Source organism: Clostridium sp. HGF2, assembly GCF_964240115.1.
GTDB classification, from domain to species: Bacteria; Bacillota_I; Bacilli_A; order Erysipelotrichales; family Erysipelotrichaceae; genus Clostridium_AQ; species Clostridium_AQ innocuum.
Genome location: NZ_CAXSSO010000001.1, coordinates 423405 through 446195, shown reverse-complemented (window position 1 = coordinate 446195; position 22791 = coordinate 423405). Strand labels below are relative to the sequence as shown.

The window sequence follows — 22791 nt, the reverse complement described above, 5'->3', positions numbered from 1 at the left end:
CCTTTATCTCAATACCCTTTAATTCTGCCATTCCTTAATTCGGAAGGGATTGAACAGATATAAACGTTCATTCATGCATCCACCCCCATTTATCGTATTTCAATTTGCACTCATCCCAATCTGGATACTGTGATTTCAAATACTGTTTAGTGGCCTCTAAAATCGGTTCTCTGATTTCTTTTTTTGTCTGATCCATCTTTCTGTGGCAGTCCCTACACACTGTTACGATGTTTTGCTCTATCCCTAATCCTCCATCGCTTCTTGGGATGTAATGCGCTTCTGGCTTAGCATAAGGTGATTTGCAATGAATACACCTGTGATTATCTCTTTCCCATACAAGCCTTTTTACTTTCGTTGGTATTGCGCAGGCTTTAGAACGCTTCGATTTCGCCATTGGTGACTACCTTTATCTGTTCGACTTCCGGAGTAACTTCAGTAATCATATTATCTGATGTCACTCCTTTCTTAATGCTTAATCGTACATGCTCTTTTATCGGCGTTATTTTTACAAACTTTTTATGCATCGCAGGGAATTTCTTTTTAAATGCTTTTGTGTCGAATTTTTCAGATTCACCTTCCAGTACCAGCGAAATAGTGATGTTCTCATCCTTGTAACCGGTGATTCCTCTCTTTTTCATTTCTTGCAGAAGCTGATTTCTAAACTCCTTTTCTTGCTCTTGGATAGCTTCCATAGCCTCTTTAAATGCAATAATCTTTCTTTCTGCATCAATCGAAAGACTGTTATCAGTTTTCAATAATTTCATCCATTGTCCTCCTGTTCTAAAATACTTTCATAGGTATTACATAGTTTTTCTATCTGATCTACATTTAACACGCTGATATCCTGTGTATCGATACCAGCTGCCATCGTTATAAAGTCGTTATTTTCTTTGTTTCGAAAATCATATCCTTTTGCAGTCAGTTCTTTGCGCAATTTACCATACCATTCTGTCGCATCTTCGAGGCGTTCGTCCTTTTTGGGCTTCTGTATTTGCGATTTTCCGTTGATTTCCGATGCATCCCATGCCTCATCAGCATCAATCATCCCTCCGCAATCTTCCACGAAGGTTTCTCTCAGTGCTCTTACGAGCGCAACCTTTTCTACCATAGTTGCGCCTTTCGTAGCCCAGTTACTGTTGAGTTCTCCATTCTTTTTACGCTGTGCAACTTCATCAAATGATACTGTGATTTCCGTAGGATGACTAATATCTTTGCGATACACTTTTGCCCATCCGCCAACAAGCTGTTCATCATTTAAGCGGAATGTTCCTTTCCTGAAATCTATAGAGCCATCAGAAAGTTTCACTATGATGCCTTGCTCTCTTCCATCGTAATTCTGGTTCATGATGGCTCTTTTCAAGATAGCATCTTTTCCGACAACCATTTGCGCAGGCTGATTCCCGAATTTGATTAAATACGCCTCTTTTGTGAATGGATTGAGCTTTCTGACCTTACACAATTCCGAAAAGAATTTAAACTCCTGAATTGTAATCTCTCCTGCATCACTTCCTGCAATGAAATTCTGCACAATACTTGGAGTAAGTCTGATATTACTTCCTTCAACGCTGTATTCAACAACAGCGATTTCGTCTTTATTTTCGTTCATCCTTTTCCTCCTCAAATGGGTTAATTTCCCCATTCATGATTTTTGTTACTTTTTCCATCTTCTTTGCAATTGTTAGGTCATCAAATCCGTCAAAACTAACGTAATGTGATTTCAAAATACATCTTTCTCCCTTTTTTTCGCTGTCCCACAAATGCACGATGAACTGAATCCCCTCACCCGCTCCGACTCCGATTTGTAAATGATAGCTTATGCGTTTTTTTGGTTTACTGTGTGCGATTAATAACACTAACCGCTCAGTCACAGATTGTAATTTTTTGTTCATCAGAACACCTCCTCAGTGGATCTGATATATCTCTCCACTGCTGTTTCCTTTCTTTCTTCCTCCTCGGCTTCCGCCTGCAGGTCTGCCGCTTCCTCAGCTGACGGCTCCAATTCTTCGTCATAATGGTCTGGGTCCATGTGATTATAAATGGTTTTCATGATGCGCCTCCAGTAATACAATGGGGTCGCATATAACCCCCATACGCAGGGTGTTGTACATGCTGATAACCAGATATATAGTTAATACTGCATGACCGATTACTATGTATTCCCACATATTACTTACCCAGTTCTTCGATTTCCTTTAGTGTTACACTGGATGGGTTCCACCCCTCTACAAAGTGACATGCCTTATCAAAATCCTTGGCTCTGATTTGCGTTCGTGGCCGAGCGTCCATTGCGTCACAGATATCCCGATTGATTCCATGTCGTAAAGCTCCGCATTGCTGCTTCGTCCACTGATACTTGTACACTTCTTTCACAGCCTGCAGGCGCTTATTAACAAGGTTTCCGATATAGCCGTACTGTGTAGGGTCTATTCTTGCATTTTTTTCTAGATGGGTTACACGTTCATCGATTTTCTCAACCTTTGCTTTCTGGTTATGCGCAACTTCTACAAGCAAGTCCAGCTTCTCTTCTGGTGTGGTTGGCAGTCCGTCTTTGATTTGCTGCTCCATTGCATTAAATGCCTGAATGTATTTGATTTTCCATTCATTGGCCAACTTTCCATTAAACCCCATGACCAGAAAGGTAAACCCATCTTTATTCATGAGATACATAGGATACTGCTTTCCTCTACTTTCGTAAGTGGTTTCGTAAAACCAGGATTTGGCGGCGGAATTTTCCGCCACGAGATTTCGGATACTTTCTAAAACATCCTTATGTTTCTTATTGAAGTCCTCAGCAATCTGTAAGCTACTTACAACTGGCTGCTGATGATCATTGTCATATGTAATAGTGATTTCTTTGTTCATAATCTTCCTTTCCCTTATGCCATTTCTTCCCTGTAAAGAGCTAGGCTCTTTTTCTTTTTTTGTTATTTAAGTAATGATGTAATATCTAGCATGTTGTCACCACCAGATACCTTTGGCAGTTTGCCATCCCATTTTTTAATGAGCATTTCACGCAGTACTGCATCCGTCAGTTTACTTGTCTTGATTGCATTTGCATCAGCTTCACCCTGCGCTTCGATTTTCTTTTTCTCGGCAACAATCTGCGCTTTCTCTTTTTCCTGCTTTGCAGTTTCGACAGCTTTCTTTGCTACAGCTTCCTTGGAAATCGCCTCTTCGATTTCTTTTCCGGCATCCATATCTTTGATGGTAAGTGATGTAAGTTCCACACCTTCTTTTGCAAGCTTCTCTTTTAGATCAGCAGTAGCTCTGGTGTAGACTTCGTTTTTCTTTTCGCCTAGTACTTCAATCACGTTGTACTGGGTTACAATTGTTTCTACAGATTTCTGTGCATAATTGCCGATGATGTTCTGCTTCATGCTATCAATATCGCCATATCTCTTGTATACCTTAAATGCATTAGATTTGCTGACATTAAATTTTACATTCACTTCCATTTTGATGAATTGTGCGTCCTTGGTTTGGACAGATACATTTTTAACCGTTCTTTCCTGCACTGTGGTAGGTATCATGTAAATTTTGTCCGCAAATGGTATTTTAAGTGTGACACCCTCATTAAGCGTTGTTTCCGATGTTCCTCCAAACGCTGACCATTTAACACCAACTGTGTTTGTTGGGACAAAAGCAACCGATAGCGTAAGCACCCAGATACCTAATGGAATCAATGCAAGAAGGCACTTCTTTTTAGGTTTCCAGCCTGCAAAATTTCCATAATCATCGTCGTATAGACCTGAGCCTACAAAGGCTACAAGCACTGCTACAATTAAAATCGCTTGAATAATAAACATTAACATTTTGTTTTCTCCTCCGTGAGCCTAGCTCATTGCAGAAAAGAAATGGATATAAGATTGAATTATTTGCTTGTATCCCTTATAATAAAGATGAATCTTTTTATAAGGGTTCGTGGTTTAGATGCTCTGACCGCCAAGTCTATGGAGCATCTTTTTTAATACTCTTTTTCTCATAGAGTAGTCCTTTCCTGCTTGCGTTTCTTTCGAGGATCAAATACATCCTCGCTGTAATATGTTTCATACCACGAGAGAGGTATTCTGCGTTCGTCGTAAAGTTCAACTTTACCAAATTCCTCTTCAAATTTCATTCGGCACTTCTGCTTGATATCGCATGCCTTAGCGTAACCGATATGATTCTCTGGATTACGTTCGTTGTGAATACGCTGAATGTCTTTAGCCGTCACATATCTTGCAATAGGCATAGTTTTCCTCCTTTCTAACGTGCATTGCCGTGTGTAGGCGTTCGGCAATTTGCGGCTTCCCGTCTGATTTGACCGCTTAAAAGCACGGCGATATCAAATTCCGAATAGTCATATCCGTTGTCCTGCAAAAATTTAATCAACTTGCATACTCGTTCGTTGCCATTCTGCTTGACAATTTCAAGGTATTCATTTGCTGTCATTTAATCACCTCCTAGCCTGCCATCATCAGTACAGGGAGGCTAACCCCTGTAGACCTTTAAATAGGTTTCGGCTTATGTTATAATTTTCTTTAGAAAGAAGGTAGTTTATGGATGTAATAAAAGATACAATAAATGCGGCTAATACAAAGCAGCATAAAGAAATAAGATATAAACTCCAGCCTATTTGTCCCAGGTGCAATACAGCTAGTAGAGGTGAAATTGTTTCCGCTTTTTATTCGGTTTCGACGAGATATAACAACAAGGCATATTTACTATATTTTTGCCCTGCATGTGATACATGTTATATGGTTGTTTATAGTTTAAACAGAACTTCAAGTGATGCTGATACAATTACTGATATTTTTCCTCTACCGAAAGCAGCAGCGGATAAATTTCCATCAGAAATCGAAGCGATATCAACCACATTTATTGATATATATCATCAAGCTCTAGAAGCTGAAAAATTAAAGCTCAATCATCTGTGTGGTATTGGTTATCGAAAAGCAGTAGAATTTTTAATCAAAGATTACTGCTGTTACAAGAATTTCGACGACATTGATACAATTAAGAGTAAACCTCTCGGACAGTGCATCAAAGATTACATCGAAAATGAGAAAATCAAAACATTAGCACTTGCTGCCACTTGGATAGGTAATGATGAAACACACTATGTAAGAAAGCACGAAGACTATGATATAGAGCACCTTAAGGCTTTTATCAAGTCAATGATTGCTTACATCGAATACGAAACTGCCTATGAAGAAGCATTAACACTCACTTCATCCAAATAATCTATTTCGTCAAGTTCAAAAAGAAATTTCCCTTCCATATCCCAGTACTGATAAACATATCTTACTGGGTCTTTTTCTGTCCCTTCTCCGCGTAATAGAATTGTTATTATAACTTTTGTTATTTTAACTCCATCCAGTCTTCTGCATTCTCTTCTATCCTTTCTCATATTTGCACCTCCCGCAATATTGACTACGCCATCATGTTATCGTACTTAGTCACATTTGTCAAGTTGTTTTGTTATTTTTATTGACTAAGTACGATTTTAAGTATATTATTATGTCAAGGAGGTGGAAGTATTGAACGACCGTATAAAGTCATTACGTAAAACACTAGGTCTAAGTCAAAGGGAATTTGGTAAGAAAATCGGTATTAGCGATACTGCTGTATCCAAATTAGAAAGTGGTGAACGCAATCCATCAGAGCAAACATTGTTATCAATTTGTCGAGAATTTAACACTGACTATTACTGGCTCACTGAGGGTGCAGACGTCGATATGTTCATGAAAATGCCAAGTACGTTAATGGAAAAATTATCAGAGCGGTATAATCTGAACAAAAAAAGCCAGATGGTTTTGAAAACCTATCTGGAGGCACCGGATGATGAAAAAGAAGCAATCGAAAATTTTCTTACAACGTTGGCAGAAAATCTGCAAAAAGAAGGCAAGGAGTGATTTCCTTGCCTTTTTAATTACTGATTCAATTTTATATGCAACAATTCATAATACAGCTCCCTTAATATACCTATCGACCTAATTTCCCTTACCATTTTTACGATATGCCTTATGTAGTAATCTTCTGTTTCCATGATCTCTGTCCTCCTGTAAATTGGTAATATTTTCTGTAGCTATATTATAGCGCATAACGCTAAAAAATTGTTAATATTGACAGCAACTTCCGCCGATGTCCAATATTTTGGACATACATGTCATTTAAAATCGGACTCAAACAGGTCCGTTATTTTTATATGTAGCGCCTCCGCGATTTTTTCGAGCTGGTGTATCGTAGGTGATGTATTTCCGTTTTCATAGTTATTCAGAGTACTCTTAGTTATCCCTGTTAGCTTTGATAACTCCCGCAAAGATTTTTCTTTTTCCGTACGCCGCTCATATATTAACAGTTTCATGACAGTATATTATATGCAAGTAAGTATTTTGTGATTCGTTATTAAGTGATATAATGTAATAAATAACAGTATGGAGGGAAATGAAAATGGGAATCTATGATATTTACGCAAAAACAAAAAGGAGAGCTCAGAGTGTTGCGGAGTTTACAAGCGAAGTCAAGGAAAAAGGGATTGGGGGTGTCGCAAAGGATATAGCATCAAATACAAAAGAAAGTATAAACGAATCTATTGAAATCAAAAAGGAAAACGCTGAATTAGCTCGACAGAAACGAGAAGACTTTAAGGAAAAGCAAGCTGCCTATAAATCTATTTTTCGCTCTACACAGAAAATGGGTGACATCGAAATAGACGAAGTCAACAAGCTTTTAAAGATCAATAACGCTAGCTCTAATATTAAGAAAAATGGTAAGATGAAAATCTTAAGTAAGAGCGTTCTTGCAATGTATACGCTAGGCGCATCGCTTGCTATTGAAATGGCCTTAAAGCCTGGGGATGTGATTTTTAGCTATGATGAAATACAAGACTACGATCTGCTCGAAAATAATATATCGGTGGAAAGCGGAGGCCTTGGAATGGCTGTCGTTGGGGGTGTTGCTGCAGGTCCTACAGGTGGTATTATTGGAGGACTAACAGCTAAGCGCAAGACCAGTAAATCTATTGACATGCTTGCTTTACAAATTACAACTACTAATTTTTGTTTTCCTAGTATCATAATTTCATATATAAAAAGTGAAACAAAATCAAGGAGCTCTAAGTACACAAAAGCGTTGAGCCATGCTAGAAATACAATTGCGTGCCTGAATCTGATATTTGCTCAGTGTGAAAATTCAGGCTTACAATCTGAAAATCAAACAGAGGATATCAGTGATCCATATGAAGATATAAAAAAAGCGAAAGAGCTTTATGATTTGGGTATAATCACTAAAGATGAGTTTGAAGAAAAGAAAAAACAATTATTAGGGTTATAGCTAAAAAACCGCTGATCTTAGCGGTTTTTTATATACCTAGAAGCTGTTTCTTTTTTGCAGTAAACTCCTCATTCGTTATGATTCCTATATCAAGCAATTCTTTTAGCTCCTTAAGTTCATCGTATTTACTTGTTTTAGGCTGTACTGGCATTGTTTCGTCCTTGCTAGTGTCTTTATTCATAAATTCAATAATCTTTCTGTCAGCGTCTTTAAATAGGTGTGCATATGTTTTTCTGATGGTTTCGACGGTATCTCCTAATCTTTGTGCTATCTCATAATCAGAATACTGGTCAGCTTTATTGTTGATCAAGTACGACACATGAGAATGGCGAAAATCATGCACACGTATAAGGCACAGTGGATTTCCGTCTGCATTTGCAGACTCCACTCCACGAATAAGATTTTTACGGATTGTTTCGGCCGGAAGCGGTCTGTCGAAACCAAATACAAAGCAATCCACGTTATATCCATAAAGCCTTTCACAATACGTTTTCTGTTCTATCATAGCAGTTTTTACAATATCAGGCATAATTATAGTACGCATGCTGTTTTGTGTCTTAGGACTTGTAATTTCCCACGCTTTACCCTTAATTTTGTTTGTTACTGTTTTATAAATTCTAATTGTGTTTTTATCAAAATCTATATCCTTCCATTGTAATGCCTGAGCTTCTCCTTTTCGTGTTCCCATATAATACAAAAAGACATAAAAACGTTGCATTTCTGGATTTTTTACATAGCGTATAAATGTCTCAAATTCGGATGGTTCCCAAAACAGCATTTCTTTTTTTACTTCGTCTTTAAATGCCGATCTGCGTACTTTTGTCATAGGATTTATGACAATATAATCCTCATCAACGGCATACTTAAATATTTTGTTTATGGTGTAGTAATACTTCGATACATACGACTTACTGTACTTTTCTTCCAGTCCTTTTATAAATTTTTGTAGGTACTCTTTATTGAATAAATTTATTTTCTTTTTTCCGAATACTTTATTGCATTTATCAACAATATCCTGGTCTGTCCGGATGGTCACAACTTTAACATTTACAGCTTGTGCCAGATATTCTTCTGCCAGTTCGGCAAATGTTTTATTATATTTTGCAACTTGGATCGCTTGCCATCGTTTTACAAACTCGGTTTCATACTCTCGCGCTTCATCAACGTACTTGCATCCACGGGCAAGTTTTGTATATTGATAATACGTGCCATCCTCTTTTTGTATTCTACCCTTAATATACCATTTACCATCACGTTTAATCGTTGCCATACTATCACCTCTGTACCCAATATATCCCAATAATGCTAAAAAATCAACGATTTTTGTGGTATAGCGTGTGGTACAGAAATATTTTCAACAAAAAAAAGTATCAAAAAAGCCTTTAAACAAAGGCTTTATTTTTATATTGGTGGAGGTGAGGAGAGTCGAACTCCTGTCCAGAAACAGCCCCACGTACAGACCTCTACAGTTTAGTCCATGAAGATTAAGACATCAGCAGGTCATGAACATCCGCTGATGAATGTGCCTGAAGAATTTTCGTGAATCTGATCTCAGGCAAACCAGATTCCTTATCCCTTGCGTCTTACGCGCACATCCACATGGTCAAGGAAGAAGCATGCAGAGGCGGCTGCGAACCTATATCGGTTATTAAGCAGCGAAAGCCATTCTCTGGTTTCCACCAAAGAGGTTAGCTAATTTAGTTTTTCCGTTTAAATTTAATTGGTTATTACGTAACCACTCGACTGCAGTCTGTACCAGACATATCCCTGTCGAAACCAGTACACCCCCGGTTTTCAGGCATTGATAGTTTACCACAAAATACCGCAAACTACAATGCCGTTTGCTTTTTTGGCGAATTTTCCAGTCTAATACTGATTCTTCATCGCCTTTTCTATCTCGCGCTTGGCATCTTTTTCCTTTTGAACATTACGCTTATCATGCAGATCCTTCCCTTTTGCCAGAGCAATCTCCATTTTTGCCATTCCTTTTTCCAGATATACAGAAATCGGAATCACTGTGTAGCCCTTCAGCTTTACCTTCTGCTGCAGCTTACGGATCTCTTCCTTATGCAGGAGCAGCTTTCGTATTCTGGTTTCATCATGATTGAACCGGTTGCCAAACTCATACCCCAGAATATGCATTTCCTTTACATACGCTTCATCATTGGTAAAGCTGATATACGCATCCCGAATCTGGACATGACCCTGGCGAATGGATTTGATCTCCGTTCCCTGCAAAACCAGTCCGGCTTCAAAGCGTTCCTCCAGAAAATATTCATGAGAGGCCTTGCGATTAAATACAACAATTTTTCTTCCTGCCATGCCTGTGTTCCTTTCTAATATACGATCTTCACTTTATCATTCATAACCCTGTTCACAAGATTTATGTAATACTCCCTTGTATTATCCTGATGATACTGCGTCGTCAGTGTATGACGTGCAGCAAGTTCATTTGTATAATCCTTCAGAGTATATGTACGAAAGAATGAGAAATTCCCTTCTATATGAGTAACGGTTGGAAGAAACTCCACATTTTTAAAGCTCACTTCACCATTCGTTATATTATAGGACAGGGTCCAGCTTGCCATGCCTCCCAGCATATTCTCATGATCATCCTGTGCAGACAGGAAATTGCCAAGTGAATAGATGACAAGAGTCTGATTCCCGTCTTTTCCTGTCACATAATCCATCGGCTGTATGACATGCGGATGCTCACCGATAATGACATCCACACCCAGATCACTCAGGAACTGTGCAAGCTCTTTCTGTTCCTCATTCGGCTCAAAGGAATACTCCGTTCCCCAATGCATACTAACGATTTGGACATCGCTGACCTTCTTCAGCTTTTCCACATCATTTTTTATTTTATCCTTATCAATCAAATCAACCATGTACTCTTTACCTTTTGGAAGAACATAGCCATTCAACCCATAGGTATATCCAAGTATTCCAAACTTCACACCCTCACGGGTGATAACCTGCAGCTGCTCACTTTCCTCTCTTGTTGCATGACTTCCCGTCACCCTGATATCCGGATGATGTTCCTTCATGTAAGCAAGCTGATTCAAGATACCCTGTACACCGGCATCCAGTGTATGATTACTGGAAGCCGCCATCCAGTCAAAGCCTGCATCCGCAACCGCATCCAGCACCTCGTAAGGCCCGTTAAAGGATGGATAATGGCTCAATCCCAGCTCCGTACCGCCGCAAATCGTCTCCTGATTGATATAGGCGATATCCGCCTTGCGTGTATAGCGGTTTGTATGCTCATAAATATCCTTAAAATCATAGGTGCCATCCCCCTTGGCATTGTAATAGAAAATTGCACCATGAATCAGATTATCCCCTACCGCAACAAAGGATACATCGCGGATATCATCTTTTTCCTCTGTTTTTACAACGGGGTCCGCAGCCTTTTCCTGCTTCGTTTCCTTCGTACCGCTTTTCCCCGAACAGCCTGTCACAAGCAGCACACACCCCAAAACTATCCATAATTTCTTCATACTATTCCCTCTATATTCTATCGAGATGCCTTCCTGCGCTGTCGCTTTTTCTTCTCTACGACCTCGAAGTCAACCTCCCGTTTGAAACGATCCGCTCCACTGCATTTCACACGTACCTTTTGTCCCATTTTATACACCTTAGCCGTATGCTCACCAATCAAAGATTTCGTCATTTCATCATAATGATAATAATCATCCGTTAGGGATGTCACATGTACAAGACCCTCAACCGTGTTCTCCAGCTCGACAAACATACCGAATTTGGTGATACCGCTGACAACACCGTCAAACATATGCCCGACAAAGCGCTCCATATACTGCGCCTTTTTCATATCGTCTACTTCCCGCTCCGCATCCACTGCATTGCGTTCCCGCTCACTTGCCTGATTAGCGGTAGCCTCACACCACAGCTCATCCTGCTTCATGCGCTCGACATCATCACTGGATGTAAAGATATAACGCCGAAGCATTCGGTGAACTACCAGATCCGGATAACGCCGAATCGGCGAAGTAAAATGCAGATAATTTTTCAATGCCAGACCGAAATGCCCGATACAGCGGTTATCGTAGCGTGCCTTCTGCATAGCCCGCAGCATAAAGCTCGATAACACAAAATAATTCTCCTGTCCTCTGGCCTCATTCAGAAGACTCTGCAGCTGTGCGGGGTAAACATTTTGTATACCGCCCTGAAAATTATAGCCGAGTGACTTTGCAGTAGTAGCAAAATCACGCATTTTCTTAGGCTCCGGAGCTTCATGGATTCGATACATGGAAGGGACCTCCATCCATTTCATGTGCATGGCGACACATTCATTTGCGGCAATCATAAAATCTTCAATGATCCGCTCACTCTCTCCGCGCTCCCGCAACACGATATCTGTCGGATTCCCCTTTTCATCAACGAGAATCTTTGCTTCTCTCGTATCAAAATCTATCGCTCCCAGACGCTCTCTTCGCCGTCGGATGATACCGGAAAGCACCTTCATGTTGAGACATAAGTTCAACAGGTGCGGATATTCCTTCTGTGACTGCGCATCACCCGCAAGAATCGCATTCACCTTTTTATATGTCATTCGCTCATCACTGCATATAATGGAAGGATATATCTTATAATTGTCGATTTCACCCTTCTTATCGATATCCATACAGCATGTCAGCGTAAGCCGATCCACTCTTGGATTCAGGGAACAGATTCCATTGCATAGGGCGTGGGGAAGCATCGGTACCACACGGTCAACGACATAGACCGAGGTACCTCTGGCATAGGCCTCCTGATCAATGGCACTTCCCGCCCTCACATAATGGGAAACATCCGCTATATGAACATACAGCCGGTATCCTTTATTGTTCTCCAGCTTTTCCACAGATATGGCATCATCCAGATCCTTGGCATCCTCTCCATCTATCGTAATGGTCAGCAGCTTTCGCAAATCCTTGCGCTGTGCAATATCATCCTCTTGGATGGTTTCCGGTATCTGCTGTACCTCCTGCATGACATCCTCAGGAAACTGCGGATTGATATCCTTTTCCAGTAAAACTGATAAAATATCAATACCCGGATCATATTTATAACCGATTTCCTTCTCAATATGGCACTTCAGTACAGTCCCATAGCTGTCAATTCCTAGCAGAACCTTGGAATCATTCACAAGACGGAAATCATCGAAGTTTGTTATTCTAACCTTGCGGTAATTCAAAAATGCATCCGACAGGAAATATTTTCTGCCCTCTTTGATTTTCACGGTTCCCACCAGCTGTCTGACACTGTGCTCCAGAACCTCAATCACTTCTCCCTCAACACTTTTATCATTGTTTGTCCATGTCTTCGCAAAAACAATATCCCGATCCATACCGAGACCCAGGTGATCCCGACCTATATAATAGCTGGTATCCGCTGTTTCCACAAAGCCGAAGCCTTTCGGATTGATGCGTAGTGTACCTGTAACATACCCCAGCTCTTCACTTGTGAAATAACGCTCCTTGGCGTCTCTTGCGAGTATATGCTCTGCTTCCAGATCATTTAACAGCTTCATCAGCTGTGTGAAGGATGCACTGTCTTCCATATCCAGGGCTCTTGAAAGCTGTGCCGCATGCATACCTCGATAACCGTTTCCATGAATCAGCGCCAGCAGTTCTTCTTTTTTATTCATAGCTCATCAGCCCTCCTTTTTTCCTATAACAATATTATACCATTAAAAAAAGACCTTAGACGGTCTTTCTTACTTACTTAACAATACGAATGATTATAACAAGAGCGAAAAACACAATTCCTGTCACCAGAGTGACATTGGACATGACTTTTTCAGAGCCACGTTCCTTAACGTTTGCGAACAGATTCAGTCCTTCACTTCCACCGAAGGCGCTTCCCAACCCGTCAGATTTTCCGCTTTGCAATAAGGAGAGTATTATTAAAACGACCGCTGCAATCATCAGTAAGGTGTCTAAAATGCCCATAATAATCCTCCTTTCTCAATACGTTCTTAATCATTATAACAAACACACGGATAAAAAACAATTTATTTTTTGTAAAAGGACGAGATTCTCCTGTGTTCAAGGCATAATGGATGTATCTTGTATGCTGTACATAAGACTTATGCTGTCAGATGCTCCCTCCACGATCTGAACACGCTCCAGCTTCTCCCCCACAGACAGGACGAAAAACAGCTGCTTAACGCTCTCACTATATGATATAGGGAACACTGACAACGGAAACATTGCGCAATTTGCTCAGCTGCAGCTTTAGCTGCATGGAGGTTTGATTGTGCAGAGCATGAAAACGTTTTTTCTTCATAACGAATTGCGGTAGAATCACCGTTACACTTTCCTTCTTTTTCAAATCGTTCTGCGCTTCCTCGACATGATGCAATATCATTCCATTCACATTCCGGTATGGAGCATCCTCGACGATCAGCGGAATATTGAGCCGCATTTGCTGATACAGCTCCTGCAGCTTTTCAGTCGCCTCCGCATTCGTATTTACGTGATAGAATTCCATTTCCCTCACCTGCAGGGAGCATGCATAATGATAAGCCTTCAGAAAGCTGCGGTTGATGGAATCAACAGGCAGTATGACTCTTCCATGGATCTGCAGATCATACGGCTGCAATTCCTCGGCAGAACGGATTTTCAGGCTCTCCTTGACATAGTGGTAATGCCGGTGTATCCGCTCCATGATATATACAAGAACCGGAATGCAGATCAACACGATCCATGCACCGTGCAGAAATTTACTTGCTGCGATGATCACACAGGTAATTCCGGTGATCACCATACCGGCTCCGTTGATGAATGCCTTATGCTTCCACTTATCTTCCTTTCTTTTCACCCATCGTACAAACATTCCCGCCTGTGATAATGTAAAAGACAGAAATACACCGACTGCATACAGCGGCATCAAAAGATGGGAGGACGCATGAAAATAGATCACGAGTGCGGCAGAGAGGAAAAACAGCAACAGAATTCCATTGGAGAAGCTTAAACGGCTCCCCCTTGACATAAACTGTCTTGGCACGAATCCATCCCTTGCCAGAATGGACAACAGTAATGGTAAATCAGCAAAGGCTGTGTTTGCAGCCATTGTAAGAATAACTGCGGTCGTTACCTGCACCAGATAAAACAGCAGAGTCCCGTTTCCGAAAACAGCCTCCGCTATCATGGCAATCACCGTCACATTCGCATTTGGTATAATATGATATAGGGAAGCAAGTGCAGAGATTCCAAGGAAAATCACAAAGACCAGCCCTGCCAGAAGGTACAGCACACGCTTGGCATTTTTCTGCGCCGGTTCACGGAAATTAGGAATTCCGTCGCTTACTGCCTCTACGCCGGTCAGTGCCGTACAGCCGCTGGAAAAAGCCTTTAGAAACAGCAGCAGACCTGCATTCTCCACATACTGCGGCATAGCTGCGGAAACAGCCGGAGTTTCATGGAATATCAGCACCTTTACAAAGCCTGTGACAATTAACAGTAAAATCGTGATAATAAACAGATAGGTCGGAATACCAAACAGAACACTGCTGTCCTTCATTCCCCGCAGATTGCCAATCGTAAGCAGGCTGATAATTATCAGCGCGATGCCCGTACGCATAGAAAGCAGCTGTGGGAATGCGGAGGTGATTGCTGCTGTTCCTGCACAGACACTGACTGCCACTGTCAGCACATAGTCAATTGCCAGAGAAGCCGCCGCAATCAATCCGAATACCTTTCCCAGATTATCACTGGCAACGATATAGGAACCTCCTCCCTGCGGATAACAATTGATGGTCTGCCGATAGGAAAATACCAAAATAAAAAGAAGAAATACAATTGCAAAGCCTACCTTCATCAACAGTCCGTAGGATGCCATTCCCAATACAGGAATCAATACCATCAGAATTTCCTCACAGGCATAGGAAACGGATGAAATCGCATCACTTGAAAGGACAGGAAGTCCCCATATCACACTGAACTTCTCATGATCCAGTGCATCACTACGCAGCGATTGTCCCAGCACAAGATGCTTTATTTTTTTTAACATAGCTACTCCCTCGATTTCTATGAAGCATGCAGAAAATATCTGCTGACACTATTTTATGCTTCCAGCGAAAATAGTCAATTCATACACAGGTTTATTTAGATAAACTTTATATACGATATAGTTTCGCAAAGTATGATAGAAATTCATTAGAGAAATGCTAGAAATCCTTATCATATGAAAAGGCCCTGATGGACTGATCAAGCTCGAACAGACAATAGCCGGTATCAAATCGCAGAATTCTGCAGGTCGCTCATGGACTGGGAAACAGGTAAAGGGATTACCTTTCTTTGGTATGCGACAGGAAAAGAATATAAGCAGCAGCCCTGAAGCACTCTTCGCAACAGCTTGTCCTTAATTTCTATAAGCAGTGGGCCACATTATTACCGCATTGCCTGAATCCGCTGCACTGTGCTAAAAACCATTTCACAACAAAAGGGTATCCTCCAGTAAATTCGAGAACACCCCATGATGTATTTATAAACGCTGAATGAACGCTTAATGCTTGTAAATGTTATAGAATGCTGATTTTCCCTGGAAAAGAGCAACATCACCCAGCTCTTCTTCAATACGAAGCAGCTGATTGTATTTCGCAATACGATCTGTTCTGGACATGGATCCGGTTTTAATCTGTCCCGCATTGAAGGCAACTGCGATATCCGCAATTGTCGCATCCTCTGTTTCACCGCTTCTGTGAGATACGACAGCCGTATAGCCGTGTTTCTTTGCGAGCTCCATTGCATCGAAGGTTTCTGTCAGTGTACCAATCTGATTCACCTTAATCAGGATGGAATTCGCGATATCCTTATCAATTCCCTCCTGCAGGATTGCCGGATTTGTGACAAACAGGTCATCCCCGACAATCTGAATTTTCTTACCCAGATGCTCCGTCAGCTTTTTCCAGCCATCCCAGTCGCGTTCTCCCAGACCGTCTTCAATGGAGATAATAGGATATTTCTCAACCAGTTCATCATACCATGCTATCATTTCATCTGTTGTCTTGGAGCCCTGTCCGGATTTTTTCAAATCGTACATCTTTGTTTCTGTATTATAGAACTCACTGGCCGCAACGTCCATCGCAATGCAGATATCCTCACCGGCACGGAAGCCGGCAGCCTCGATTGCTTCCATAATACATTTCAGCGGCGCTTCATTGTCTTCCAGGTTTGGCGCAAATCCACCCTCATCACCGACAGCAGTGACCTGTCCCTTGCTCTTCAACACTTTTTTCAGGGCATGGAAGGTTTCAGCACCCATACGAATTGCTTCGCGAATGCTTTTTGCGCCTACCGGCATAATCATAAACTCCTGAAAATCCACAGAAGAATCCGCATGACTTCCGCCGTTTAACACATTCATCATAGGTACCGGCAGTGTCTTGGCATTGATACCGCCTAAATAGCGATACAGTGGCAACCCATAGTAATCCGCAGCAGCATGTGCAACCGCAAGGGAGATTCCCAGAATCGCATTCGCTCCGTATTTGGATTTATCCTTAGTTCCATCGGCATCAATCAACGCCTTGTCAATTGCAGCCTGGTCGGTAACATCCATTCCCAAAACCACATCGATCAGAATATTGTTAACGTTCTCCACTGCCTGCAGTACACCCTTACCGCCATAACGGGAAGGATCGCCGTCACGCAGCTCCAGTGCTTCTCTTTCTCCAGTGGATGCTCCGCTTGGCACCATGGCACGACCTACAAATCCGGAAGCTGTTTCCACTTCCACCTCAATTGTAGGATTTCCTCGAGAATCCAGAATTTCTCTGGCATGAACATTTGTAATCAATGACATAACCTATGTCCTCCTTTATCTACACTTTTTATACATGCACAGTATAGCACAAACCCCCTTTTGTCTAAAGGAGTTTGCTCAAACTAACACATTTTCACACAATTTATTCCGCAAGTAATTCTCTAAGATCATCAATGGTACGCGTTGGATAAATCTGTAGTTTTTCCACATCCTCGCGCTGATGCACACCACTGGTCACAAAAATCGTATCCACATGGTTTTCCACACCCAGCAGGATATCTGTTTCCAGATTATCTCCCAGAATTACTGCCTCATCCGCATTCAGCTGAAAATATTTCAATGCTTCCTCCAGAATCGGAGCATGCGGCTTCCCGATTTTCGGAGAAACCTGCCCGCTTGCATATTCAAACATCGCTACAATGGAACCATTGCCTACCGCAAATCCACCCGGCTGTGCAAGCAGGCGGTCATTATTGGTACCGATCAGCTTCGCTCCCTTCAACAGAAAATCCAATGCCTTAGAATATTTCTCATAGGTACCTGTGTTATCCAGACCAACAAAGACCAGATCAACATCCTGCTCTGTAACGGTAAAGCCGTTATCCTCCAAGGCCTCTCTTAGTCCATCCTGCCCGATATACCAGACGTTTCTTCCCTCATAATGCGCAGCCGCATACCTAGCCGCTGCCATGCTGGAGGTAAAGAAATGCTCTTCCCGGATACCGGTGAATCCCATCTGTTCCATATGCTCCACATTCTGGCGCTTTGTACGCTTTGCATTATTCGTCAGAAAAACAAAACGCTCGCCCCGTTTCGTCAGCGTGTCGATAAACTCCTTAGCACCTTCTATAATCTGTGATCCGCGATACATGGTACCATCGAGATCTATGAAATATGTTTTTTTCATACTGCCACCTGCTTTCTACTCTTTAATGATATAGAAAGCACCATTTTTGTCAAGTGGCACCTATCTGCTTTTCCCTCTTGTTTTCTTCTTTTTCGGGTTAACCAGGAGCAGGCCGATAATAATCAGAATAGCCGGCCAGTAATTCCCCACAAGATAGTTGAAATACATTGCCATTTGATCCGGATCAAAATTAGGCTTGAGAAGAAGCACAACACCACTGATTCCAATGATAAATCCTGCCCGTTCCCGCATTTTTATCACTTCCTGCCTCTATTATAGGAAGATACAGCGACGAATTTTGTCAGTTTCCCGCCATGTCTGCATATTTTTTTAAACAGCTGCATATATGCACAGCAGTCAATTATTTCCACTTTATTAAGGAAACAGTTTCTATCCTATGCTCCTGTGCTGTTTAAAGGAAGCCCTGAAAAGTCTTTTGAGTGCTCATTAAGGTAAACGAAAAAAGACGCAGGTATTCTACGTCTCAATTATTTTATAGAAATTCGCAGCGCTTTAAAGCTCCACTTTCTCCAATTCGCCGTATCCGATTTCCGTCGGAGTTTCACGCCCAAACAGAATGGTCAGTACAACAGCTGTCTGAGAATCCTCATGCAGTTCCTCAACAGTTCCTTCAACATTGGCGAAAGCCCCGCTCAGAATGCGTACACGGTCTCCAACAACAAAATCGATCTGTACCTTACGCTCACTCATACCAAGACGGCGCAGGATGCTCTCCATTTCCTCTTCAGCAACAGGGAACGGCTTCGCACCACCACCACTGGATCCGATAAATCCGGTAACGCCCGGCGTATTACGTACGATATACCATGCTTCATCTGTCATGATCATTTCAACAAACAGATAACCGCTGAACAGGTTGGTCGTTTTCTCTACTTCCTTACCGTTCTTGTATTCAATCTCTTTTTCTTCTGCGACAATTACACGGAACAAATAATCCTGTAGTCCCATGGATTCCACACGACGCAACAGATTTTCTTTTACACGATTTTCATGTCCGGCATATGTATTGACCACATACCACTGCTTTTTATTTTCCTCAGCCATGCTTTACCTCCTACACGATTCCAATCAGTTTCAAGAAACCGGATGATACAACCTGACACAGGTAAAAGAATAAGGCCAGGAATGCTACAAATCCAAATACTGTTACACTGTCTCTGGCAAGATCCTTTGCCTTTGGCCAGCGTATTCTCTTCATTTCGGTTAAAATCCCGTTAATACTGAACCATTTCATAAGCTGCCTCCTTATTTCGTTTCCTTGTGAAGTGTATGTTTACCGCATTTCTTGCAGAACTTCATCAATTCAATACGCTCATTATGCGTTTTTTTGTTCTTTGTAGTTGTATAGTTTCGAGAAAGACATTCGGTGCAGGTTAATATGACTTTATCGCTCATCAGGAACACCTCTTTCTTTGCCTATTTACTTTATCATAAAGAAGTGGTTTCGTCAATTTAATTTCCAATTCCAAGCAGGAATGCTGCGAATTCTACCGCATTTCCTCCCTTTCCCTGTCTTTTCGTACCTTCTGAAGTGTATTATCCACTTTTTTCACCTTGACCTGAAGCGTGTTCGCAATCTGGCGGTACGTATATCCAAGTGCACGCAAATCGACGATTCTTTTTTCCAAATCGCTGAGAGCCTCCTTGCGTGTATTCACACGATGCTGAAATTCATAGGAAACCGCAAAGCTTTCATTAGGCTTTTCCATTATATCAAGCAGACAGTAGCCTCCCGCATCCTCGCGTATACAGCTATCCAGGGAAAGCACACGTCGTTCATGTGCCGACTGCCGGTAACAGTCAATCAACAGATTGTGAAATACACTGCAAAAATAATGATAGAAGCTGGCCTCCTGATCCTCGCGATAGTCATCGATCGTCTGTACAAGCTTGAGTCTTGCCAGCTGCAGGTAGTCATCCTCAGATAGCCCGCTTTTGCAGGCTCCGATATATTTCTTAATCAGCTTATCAGCTATTTCCTCATACTTATGCATGAGGGCTGCAAATGCCATTTCGTCTTTTTGTCGTATTAAATATAGTAATTCATAATCGTTTTCGTAATATTCTTCCATCTGTTTTCTCTCCCTGAAAGGGAAGCAGAAAATTACAGAGGATGGCGCTGTGCGTGAATCTGGTAAAGCAGGATGCCTGCTGCCACGGAAGCATTTAAAGAGCTGACGCTTCCCTCCATCGGCAGACGGACACAATAGTCGCAATTCTTTTTCACAAGAGAGCTGATACCGAAGCCTTCGCTGCCAATCACAAGAACAAGAGGTACATCATACTGTCCTTCACGGTAATCGCGGGAGTTCTCAAAATCTGTTCCGACCACCCAGTAGCCCTGCTTTTTCAGGTATTTGATTGCCTGTACAAGATTGGTGACCACGCTTACCTTTACGGTATCAATTGCTCCGGTACTCACCTTGGCAACCGTCGGTGTCAGACGAACATTGCGATGCTTTCCAATGATGACGCCATCTGCCCGGATACAGTCACAGGTACGTAGAATCGCCCCCAGATTATGAGGATCCTCCAAGCCGTCCAGCATCACCAGCAGCGGCTGTTTTCCCTGCGGAACGCTTTCCAGCAGCTCTTCCAGCTCCCAGGTCTTGTAATCGTCGATACAGGCGGCAATGCCCTGATGGTTTCCGTTCAGCAGCTGATCCATCTTCTTTCTGCCCAGAACCTTTACAGGGATTCGTCTTTTTTTGATTTCACCTTCCAGTGCTGTATCACGGATACCCTCCTGTATCAGAACCTCATGAATGGGCTTCCCGTCCTGCAGAAGCTGCTTTACAACATTCTTTCCATATACATACTGCGTCATTGGTATTCTCCTATCTTCTGAATTTCCTCCCACAAGGCCTTCAGACGGTCCTCCTGATGCGTCAGATACAGCCAGCCGAATAATGCCTCCAGACCGGTTGACATACGGTAGGTTGTCACATCCGCATTTTTTGCCTTGCTTGCGGAATGGGTATTGCGTCCGCGCAGGACGATTGCATATTCCTCTTCACTGAAAAATGCACGCTCCTTCAGCTGAATCAGAAAATACGCCTGTGCCTTCGCACTCACCCAGGACTCACTCTTCTTCTGTAAAATTTTGGATTTCTGCCAGCCCTGTGCCAGCAGCATTTCCCGAACCAGCAGCGACATGACAGCATCTCCCATATAGGCAAGCGATGTTCCGTTATACTCCTTAATATCCATTACAGGATACCCTTCTCTATCAGCTTCGCACGGTATTGATCAGCCGTCTCAAAATCCTTTTCCTTAACGGCTGCCTTCCACTGACGGTGCAGCTGTTTGTCTTCCTCGCTCATTGTCAGACGCAAAAGCTCAATGCCCAGGACATCCATCATTTTCTCCAGGGTACGAACCAGTGCCTTCACCGCCTGCAGATCACTTTCTCTCTGACGCAGTGCCTGATTGAGAGCCTTAACAGTTTCAAACACAGCCGCAAAAGCATTCGGTGTATTCATGTCATCCTGCATAGCATCAAGAAACGGCGCAAGCTGATCCTCATCACAGGTCTCATCCATGTCAACATCGGCAAGACCCAGTTTAACATATGCCTGCTTCATTGCAGTAGCCACGCGGTTCAATTCCTTTTTCGCCGTTTCGATTGCTTCCTCATTGATATTCAATGGTGCACGATAGTGTGCAGACAGCATGACCCAGCGCAATACATTTCCACCGATTTTCGCAATCATATCCTTTGCCCAGATCACATTCCCCAGACTTTTGGACATCTTCTCTCCATCAATATTCACCATACCATTATGAATCCAGTAATTAGCAATCGGAGAGTCGTAAGCTGCACGAGACTGTGCAATCTCATTTTCATGATGCGGGAATTTCAAATCCATACCACCGCCGTGAATATCAATCGTATGCTCACCGCCAAACTCCTGATTGATCATGACTACACATTCCGTATGCCATCCCGGACGTCCCACAGACCATGGAGAATCCCACTTGATACCTTCTTCTGTTTTTTTCCACAATGTGAAATCCAGCGGATTTTCCTTCTTGCTGTTCTCGTCAATACGCGCACCAACAAGCAAATCCTCGATCTGCTGATTGGACAGCTTTCCATAGCTTTCCACACTGTTTACTCTAAAATACACATCGCCTTCCATTTCATATGCATGTCCCTTATCCACCAGCAGCTTAATAAAAGCAATAATGGCATCCATAGTTTCTGTAACCCTTGGAGCCGCATCCGGCATTGCAGCGTGCAGGGATAAACGGTCATGATTATATGCATCTATAAATTTCTCTGTAATTTCTGCTTCACTTACTCCACATTCCTTTGCGACCTTGATGATCTTATCATCAACATCGGTATAATTTGAGACCATTTTAACGTTGTACCCAATCGCCTGAAACGTGCGCTTCAGCGTATCGAATACAACGATGGGCCGGGCATTCCCGATGTGGGGATAGTTATATACTGTTGGACCGCATACATACATATGCACCTCATTTTCATGCAGGGGTTTAAATTCTTCCACCTTTTGATTCATACTGTTGAATATTTTCATATCATTTCCTCCTTATAAATAAAAAAAGCACTTATATTATAGAGACGCTGTTTCGCGCGGTTCCACTCTATTTGAAAAATGCTTTTCCACTTGGTACGTTAACGCCGAACTACGTATTCTTCTACATTATCGAAAAATCCCTCCAAGGGGCATTTCCCGCATGAATTGTTTCTGCTTCCACCATTCAGAAATCGCTGTCTTTCCATACATATGCCGGTACTCATCCTT

The 22791-nt window shown here is 42.1% G+C and carries 30 protein-coding genes, 2 other RNA genes and 1 other annotated feature (1 of these 33 cut by a window edge); of the genes, 3 read left to right on the top strand and 29 right to left on the bottom strand.

Features of this window, described 5'->3' with window-relative positions; translation table 11 throughout:
- Positions 1 to 67: 67 nt before the first annotated feature.
- From ACESPQ_RS02010 to ACESPQ_RS01965, 10 genes are all read right to left on the bottom strand, one after another.
- A complete protein-coding gene (locus tag ACESPQ_RS02010) occupies positions 68 to 394 on the bottom strand; it encodes an HNH endonuclease (protein ID WP_120151230.1) in 327 nt (108 codons plus the stop codon).
- Positions 372 to 764, bottom strand: a complete 393-nt coding sequence (locus ACESPQ_RS02005) for a hypothetical protein (protein ID WP_142419833.1) — start codon at positions 762 to 764, stop codon at positions 372 to 374. The genes ACESPQ_RS02010 and ACESPQ_RS02005 overlap by 23 nt, the downstream gene beginning before the upstream one ends.
- Positions 761 to 1606, bottom strand: a complete 846-nt coding sequence (gene bet / locus ACESPQ_RS02000) for a phage recombination protein Bet (protein WP_373143828.1) — start codon at positions 1604 to 1606, stop codon at positions 761 to 763. The genes ACESPQ_RS02005 and bet overlap by 4 nt, the downstream gene beginning before the upstream one ends.
- Positions 1593 to 1889 (bottom strand): hypothetical protein, encoded by a 297-nt coding sequence (locus tag ACESPQ_RS01995; protein ID WP_373143827.1) that lies wholly within the window; start codon positions 1887 to 1889, stop codon positions 1593 to 1595. Before ACESPQ_RS01995 ends, bet begins: the two co-directional genes overlap by 14 nt.
- The gene (locus ACESPQ_RS01990; protein WP_373143826.1) at positions 1889 to 2047 is read right to left on the bottom strand and encodes a hypothetical protein; all 159 of its coding nucleotides are present in this window, start codon (positions 2045 to 2047) and stop codon (positions 1889 to 1891) included. The genes ACESPQ_RS01995 and ACESPQ_RS01990 overlap by 1 nt, the downstream gene beginning before the upstream one ends.
- A gap of 119 nt (positions 2048 to 2166) precedes the next feature.
- Positions 2167 to 2862, bottom strand: a complete 696-nt coding sequence (locus tag ACESPQ_RS01985) for a Rha family transcriptional regulator (RefSeq protein ID WP_373143825.1) — start codon at positions 2860 to 2862, stop codon at positions 2167 to 2169.
- Positions 2863 to 2924: 62 nt separating this feature from the next.
- Positions 2925 to 3812 (bottom strand): prohibitin family protein, encoded by an 888-nt coding sequence (locus ACESPQ_RS01980; RefSeq protein ID WP_373143824.1) that lies wholly within the window; start codon positions 3810 to 3812, stop codon positions 2925 to 2927.
- Positions 3813 to 3979: 167 nt separating this feature from the next.
- Complete coding sequence (locus ACESPQ_RS01975; protein ID WP_142419838.1) at positions 3980 to 4231, bottom strand: hypothetical protein; 252 nt, start codon at positions 4229 to 4231, stop codon at positions 3980 to 3982.
- A gap of 14 nt (positions 4232 to 4245) precedes the next feature.
- Positions 4246 to 4431, bottom strand: a complete 186-nt coding sequence (locus ACESPQ_RS01970) for a hypothetical protein (RefSeq protein WP_373143822.1) — start codon at positions 4429 to 4431, stop codon at positions 4246 to 4248.
- Between the two features lie 10 nt (positions 4432 to 4441).
- An RNA gene (locus ACESPQ_RS01965) (hammerhead ribozyme type II) lies at positions 4442 to 4504 on the bottom strand.
- Positions 4505 to 4538: 34 nt separating this feature from the next.
- Here ACESPQ_RS01965 and ACESPQ_RS01960 point away from each other — a divergent pair.
- Positions 4539 to 5222, top strand: coding sequence for a DUF4145 domain-containing protein (locus ACESPQ_RS01960; RefSeq protein ID WP_142419840.1), 684 nt, complete (start codon positions 4539 to 4541; stop codon positions 5220 to 5222).
- On the opposite strand, the gene ACESPQ_RS01955 is transcribed toward ACESPQ_RS01960, so the two are convergent.
- On the bottom strand, positions 5186 to 5389 hold the full coding sequence (locus ACESPQ_RS01955) for a hypothetical protein (protein ID WP_373143821.1): 204 nt from the start codon (positions 5387 to 5389) through the stop codon (positions 5186 to 5188). The genes ACESPQ_RS01960 and ACESPQ_RS01955 overlap by 37 nt on opposite strands.
- A 130-nt stretch (positions 5390 to 5519) precedes the next feature.
- On the opposite strand from ACESPQ_RS01955, the gene ACESPQ_RS01950 reads away from it, so the two are divergent.
- On the top strand, positions 5520 to 5894 hold the full coding sequence (locus tag ACESPQ_RS01950) for a helix-turn-helix domain-containing protein (RefSeq protein WP_373143820.1): 375 nt from the start codon (positions 5520 to 5522) through the stop codon (positions 5892 to 5894).
- Positions 5895 to 6148: 254 nt separating this feature from the next.
- Here ACESPQ_RS01950 and ACESPQ_RS01945 read toward each other — a convergent pair whose 3' ends face one another.
- Positions 6149 to 6346 carry a helix-turn-helix domain-containing protein gene (locus ACESPQ_RS01945; protein WP_373143819.1) on the bottom strand — a complete coding sequence of 66 codons (198 nt, stop codon included), beginning with the start codon at positions 6344 to 6346 and terminating at the stop codon, positions 6149 to 6151.
- An 86-nt stretch (positions 6347 to 6432) separates the two neighbouring features.
- On the opposite strand from ACESPQ_RS01945, the gene ACESPQ_RS01940 reads away from it, so the two are divergent.
- A complete protein-coding gene (locus tag ACESPQ_RS01940) occupies positions 6433 to 7314 on the top strand; it encodes an SHOCT domain-containing protein (RefSeq protein ID WP_373143818.1) in 882 nt (293 codons plus the stop codon).
- A gap of 28 nt (positions 7315 to 7342) precedes the next feature.
- Here ACESPQ_RS01940 and ACESPQ_RS01935 read toward each other — a convergent pair whose 3' ends face one another.
- The 17 genes from ACESPQ_RS01935 to cysS form a co-directional block, all read right to left on the bottom strand.
- The gene (locus ACESPQ_RS01935) at positions 7343 to 8584 is read right to left on the bottom strand and encodes a tyrosine-type recombinase/integrase (protein ID WP_373143817.1); all 1242 of its coding nucleotides are present in this window, start codon (positions 8582 to 8584) and stop codon (positions 7343 to 7345) included.
- 137 nt (positions 8585 to 8721) lie between these two features.
- Positions 8722 to 9103, bottom strand: a transfer-messenger RNA (tmRNA) gene (ssrA, locus tag ACESPQ_RS01930).
- A gap of 77 nt (positions 9104 to 9180) precedes the next feature.
- The gene (gene smpB, locus ACESPQ_RS01925; protein WP_002605967.1) at positions 9181 to 9636 is read right to left on the bottom strand and encodes an SsrA-binding protein SmpB; all 456 of its coding nucleotides are present in this window, start codon (positions 9634 to 9636) and stop codon (positions 9181 to 9183) included.
- Between the two features lie 14 nt (positions 9637 to 9650).
- On the bottom strand, positions 9651 to 10817 hold the full coding sequence (locus ACESPQ_RS01920; RefSeq protein ID WP_373143816.1) for a CapA family protein: 1167 nt from the start codon (positions 10815 to 10817) through the stop codon (positions 9651 to 9653).
- Between the two features lie 17 nt (positions 10818 to 10834).
- Positions 10835 to 12967 (bottom strand): ribonuclease R, encoded by a 2133-nt coding sequence (gene rnr, locus ACESPQ_RS01915; RefSeq protein WP_373143815.1) that lies wholly within the window; start codon positions 12965 to 12967, stop codon positions 10835 to 10837.
- Positions 12968 to 13040: 73 nt separating this feature from the next.
- Positions 13041 to 13271 (bottom strand): preprotein translocase subunit SecG, encoded by a 231-nt coding sequence (gene secG / locus ACESPQ_RS01910; protein WP_002605970.1) that lies wholly within the window; start codon positions 13269 to 13271, stop codon positions 13041 to 13043.
- Positions 13272 to 13497: 226 nt separating this feature from the next.
- Positions 13498 to 15333, bottom strand: a complete 1836-nt coding sequence (locus ACESPQ_RS01905; RefSeq protein ID WP_257335319.1) for an APC family permease — start codon at positions 15331 to 15333, stop codon at positions 13498 to 13500.
- A 495-nt stretch (positions 15334 to 15828) separates the two neighbouring features.
- A complete protein-coding gene (gene eno / locus ACESPQ_RS01900; protein WP_002605972.1) occupies positions 15829 to 17127 on the bottom strand; it encodes a phosphopyruvate hydratase in 1299 nt (432 codons plus the stop codon).
- Positions 17128 to 17230: 103 nt separating this feature from the next.
- On the bottom strand, positions 17231 to 17995 hold the full coding sequence (locus tag ACESPQ_RS01895) for an HAD-IIA family hydrolase (protein ID WP_009270625.1): 765 nt from the start codon (positions 17993 to 17995) through the stop codon (positions 17231 to 17233).
- A 60-nt stretch (positions 17996 to 18055) separates the two neighbouring features.
- On the bottom strand, positions 18056 to 18247 hold the full coding sequence (locus ACESPQ_RS01890; RefSeq protein WP_002605974.1) for a hypothetical protein: 192 nt from the start codon (positions 18245 to 18247) through the stop codon (positions 18056 to 18058).
- Between the two features lie 261 nt (positions 18248 to 18508).
- Complete coding sequence (nusG, locus tag ACESPQ_RS01885) at positions 18509 to 19060, bottom strand: transcription termination/antitermination protein NusG (protein ID WP_002605975.1); 552 nt, start codon at positions 19058 to 19060, stop codon at positions 18509 to 18511.
- Between the two features lie 10 nt (positions 19061 to 19070).
- Positions 19071 to 19250, bottom strand: a complete 180-nt coding sequence (gene secE, locus ACESPQ_RS01880; protein WP_002605976.1) for a preprotein translocase subunit SecE — start codon at positions 19248 to 19250, stop codon at positions 19071 to 19073.
- An 11-nt stretch (positions 19251 to 19261) separates the two neighbouring features.
- On the bottom strand, positions 19262 to 19411 hold the full coding sequence (gene rpmG / locus ACESPQ_RS01875; protein WP_002605977.1) for a 50S ribosomal protein L33: 150 nt from the start codon (positions 19409 to 19411) through the stop codon (positions 19262 to 19264).
- Between the two features lie 92 nt (positions 19412 to 19503).
- The gene (locus ACESPQ_RS01870; protein WP_109769806.1) at positions 19504 to 20088 is read right to left on the bottom strand and encodes a sigma-70 family RNA polymerase sigma factor; all 585 of its coding nucleotides are present in this window, start codon (positions 20086 to 20088) and stop codon (positions 19504 to 19506) included.
- A gap of 32 nt (positions 20089 to 20120) precedes the next feature.
- The gene (rlmB, locus tag ACESPQ_RS01865) at positions 20121 to 20843 is read right to left on the bottom strand and encodes a 23S rRNA (guanosine(2251)-2'-O)-methyltransferase RlmB (protein ID WP_002605979.1); all 723 of its coding nucleotides are present in this window, start codon (positions 20841 to 20843) and stop codon (positions 20121 to 20123) included.
- On the bottom strand, positions 20840 to 21226 hold the full coding sequence (locus ACESPQ_RS01860; protein ID WP_002605980.1) for a Mini-ribonuclease 3: 387 nt from the start codon (positions 21224 to 21226) through the stop codon (positions 20840 to 20842). Before ACESPQ_RS01860 ends, rlmB begins: the two co-directional genes overlap by 4 nt.
- Complete coding sequence (gene cysS / locus ACESPQ_RS01855) at positions 21226 to 22563, bottom strand: cysteine--tRNA ligase (RefSeq protein ID WP_002605981.1); 1338 nt, start codon at positions 22561 to 22563, stop codon at positions 21226 to 21228. The genes ACESPQ_RS01860 and cysS overlap by 1 nt, the downstream gene beginning before the upstream one ends.
- 37 nt (positions 22564 to 22600) lie before the next feature.
- Positions 22601 to 22791 (bottom strand) — a binding site (T-box leader); it runs 14 nt beyond the window's last position.

Bases quoted from the DNA above. Each gene is read 5' to 3' on its own strand.
- ACESPQ_RS02010 (WP_120151230.1), bottom strand. From the start codon at position 394: ATGGCGAAATCGAAGCGTTCTAAAGCCTGCGCAATACCAACGAAAGTA.
- ACESPQ_RS02005 (WP_142419833.1), bottom strand. From the start codon at position 764: ATGAAATTATTGAAAACTGATAACAGTCTTTCGATTGATGCAGAAAGA.
- bet (WP_373143828.1), bottom strand. From the start codon at position 1,606: ATGAACGAAAATAAAGACGAAATCGCTGTTGTTGAATACAGCGTTGAA.
- ACESPQ_RS01995 (WP_373143827.1), bottom strand. From the start codon at position 1,889: ATGAACAAAAAATTACAATCTGTGACTGAGCGGTTAGTGTTATTAATC.
- ACESPQ_RS01990 (WP_373143826.1), bottom strand. From the start codon at position 2,047: ATGAAAACCATTTATAATCACATGGACCCAGACCATTATGACGAAGAA.
- ACESPQ_RS01985 (WP_373143825.1), bottom strand. From the start codon at position 2,862: ATGAACAAAGAAATCACTATTACATATGACAATGATCATCAGCAGCCA.
- ACESPQ_RS01980 (WP_373143824.1), bottom strand. From the start codon at position 3,812: ATGTTAATGTTTATTATTCAAGCGATTTTAATTGTAGCAGTGCTTGTA.
- ACESPQ_RS01975 (WP_142419838.1), bottom strand. From the start codon at position 4,231: ATGCCTATTGCAAGATATGTGACGGCTAAAGACATTCAGCGTATTCAC.
- ACESPQ_RS01970 (WP_373143822.1), bottom strand. From the start codon at position 4,431: ATGACAGCAAATGAATACCTTGAAATTGTCAAGCAGAATGGCAACGAA.
- ACESPQ_RS01960 (WP_142419840.1), top strand. From the start codon at position 4,539: ATGGATGTAATAAAAGATACAATAAATGCGGCTAATACAAAGCAGCAT.
- ACESPQ_RS01955 (WP_373143821.1), bottom strand. From the start codon at position 5,389: ATGAGAAAGGATAGAAGAGAATGCAGAAGACTGGATGGAGTTAAAATA.
- ACESPQ_RS01945 (WP_373143819.1), bottom strand. From the start codon at position 6,346: ATGAAACTGTTAATATATGAGCGGCGTACGGAAAAAGAAAAATCTTTG.
- ACESPQ_RS01940 (WP_373143818.1), top strand. From the start codon at position 6,433: ATGGGAATCTATGATATTTACGCAAAAACAAAAAGGAGAGCTCAGAGT.
- ACESPQ_RS01935 (WP_373143817.1), bottom strand. From the start codon at position 8,584: ATGGCAACGATTAAACGTGATGGTAAATGGTATATTAAGGGTAGAATA.
- smpB (WP_002605967.1), bottom strand. From the start codon at position 9,636: ATGGCAGGAAGAAAAATTGTTGTATTTAATCGCAAGGCCTCTCATGAA.
- ACESPQ_RS01920 (WP_373143816.1), bottom strand. From the start codon at position 10,817: ATGAAGAAATTATGGATAGTTTTGGGGTGTGTGCTGCTTGTGACAGGC.
- rnr (WP_373143815.1), bottom strand. From the start codon at position 12,967: ATGAATAAAAAAGAAGAACTGCTGGCGCTGATTCATGGAAACGGTTAT.
- secG (WP_002605970.1), bottom strand. From the start codon at position 13,271: ATGGGCATTTTAGACACCTTACTGATGATTGCAGCGGTCGTTTTAATA.
- ACESPQ_RS01905 (WP_257335319.1), bottom strand. From the start codon at position 15,333: ATGTTAAAAAAAATAAAGCATCTTGTGCTGGGACAATCGCTGCGTAGT.
- eno (WP_002605972.1), bottom strand. From the start codon at position 17,127: ATGTCATTGATTACAAATGTTCATGCCAGAGAAATTCTGGATTCTCGA.
- ACESPQ_RS01895 (WP_009270625.1), bottom strand. From the start codon at position 17,995: ATGAAAAAAACATATTTCATAGATCTCGATGGTACCATGTATCGCGGA.
- ACESPQ_RS01890 (WP_002605974.1), bottom strand. From the start codon at position 18,247: ATGCGGGAACGGGCAGGATTTATCATTGGAATCAGTGGTGTTGTGCTT.
- nusG (WP_002605975.1), bottom strand. From the start codon at position 19,060: ATGGCTGAGGAAAATAAAAAGCAGTGGTATGTGGTCAATACATATGCC.
- secE (WP_002605976.1), bottom strand. From the start codon at position 19,250: ATGAAATGGTTCAGTATTAACGGGATTTTAACCGAAATGAAGAGAATA.
- rpmG (WP_002605977.1), bottom strand. From the start codon at position 19,411: ATGAGCGATAAAGTCATATTAACCTGCACCGAATGTCTTTCTCGAAAC.
- ACESPQ_RS01870 (WP_109769806.1), bottom strand. From the start codon at position 20,088: ATGGAAGAATATTACGAAAACGATTATGAATTACTATATTTAATACGA.
- rlmB (WP_002605979.1), bottom strand. From the start codon at position 20,843: ATGACGCAGTATGTATATGGAAAGAATGTTGTAAAGCAGCTTCTGCAG.
- ACESPQ_RS01860 (WP_002605980.1), bottom strand. From the start codon at position 21,226: ATGGATATTAAGGAGTATAACGGAACATCGCTTGCCTATATGGGAGAT.
- cysS (WP_002605981.1), bottom strand. From the start codon at position 22,563: ATGAAAATATTCAACAGTATGAATCAAAAGGTGGAAGAATTTAAACCC.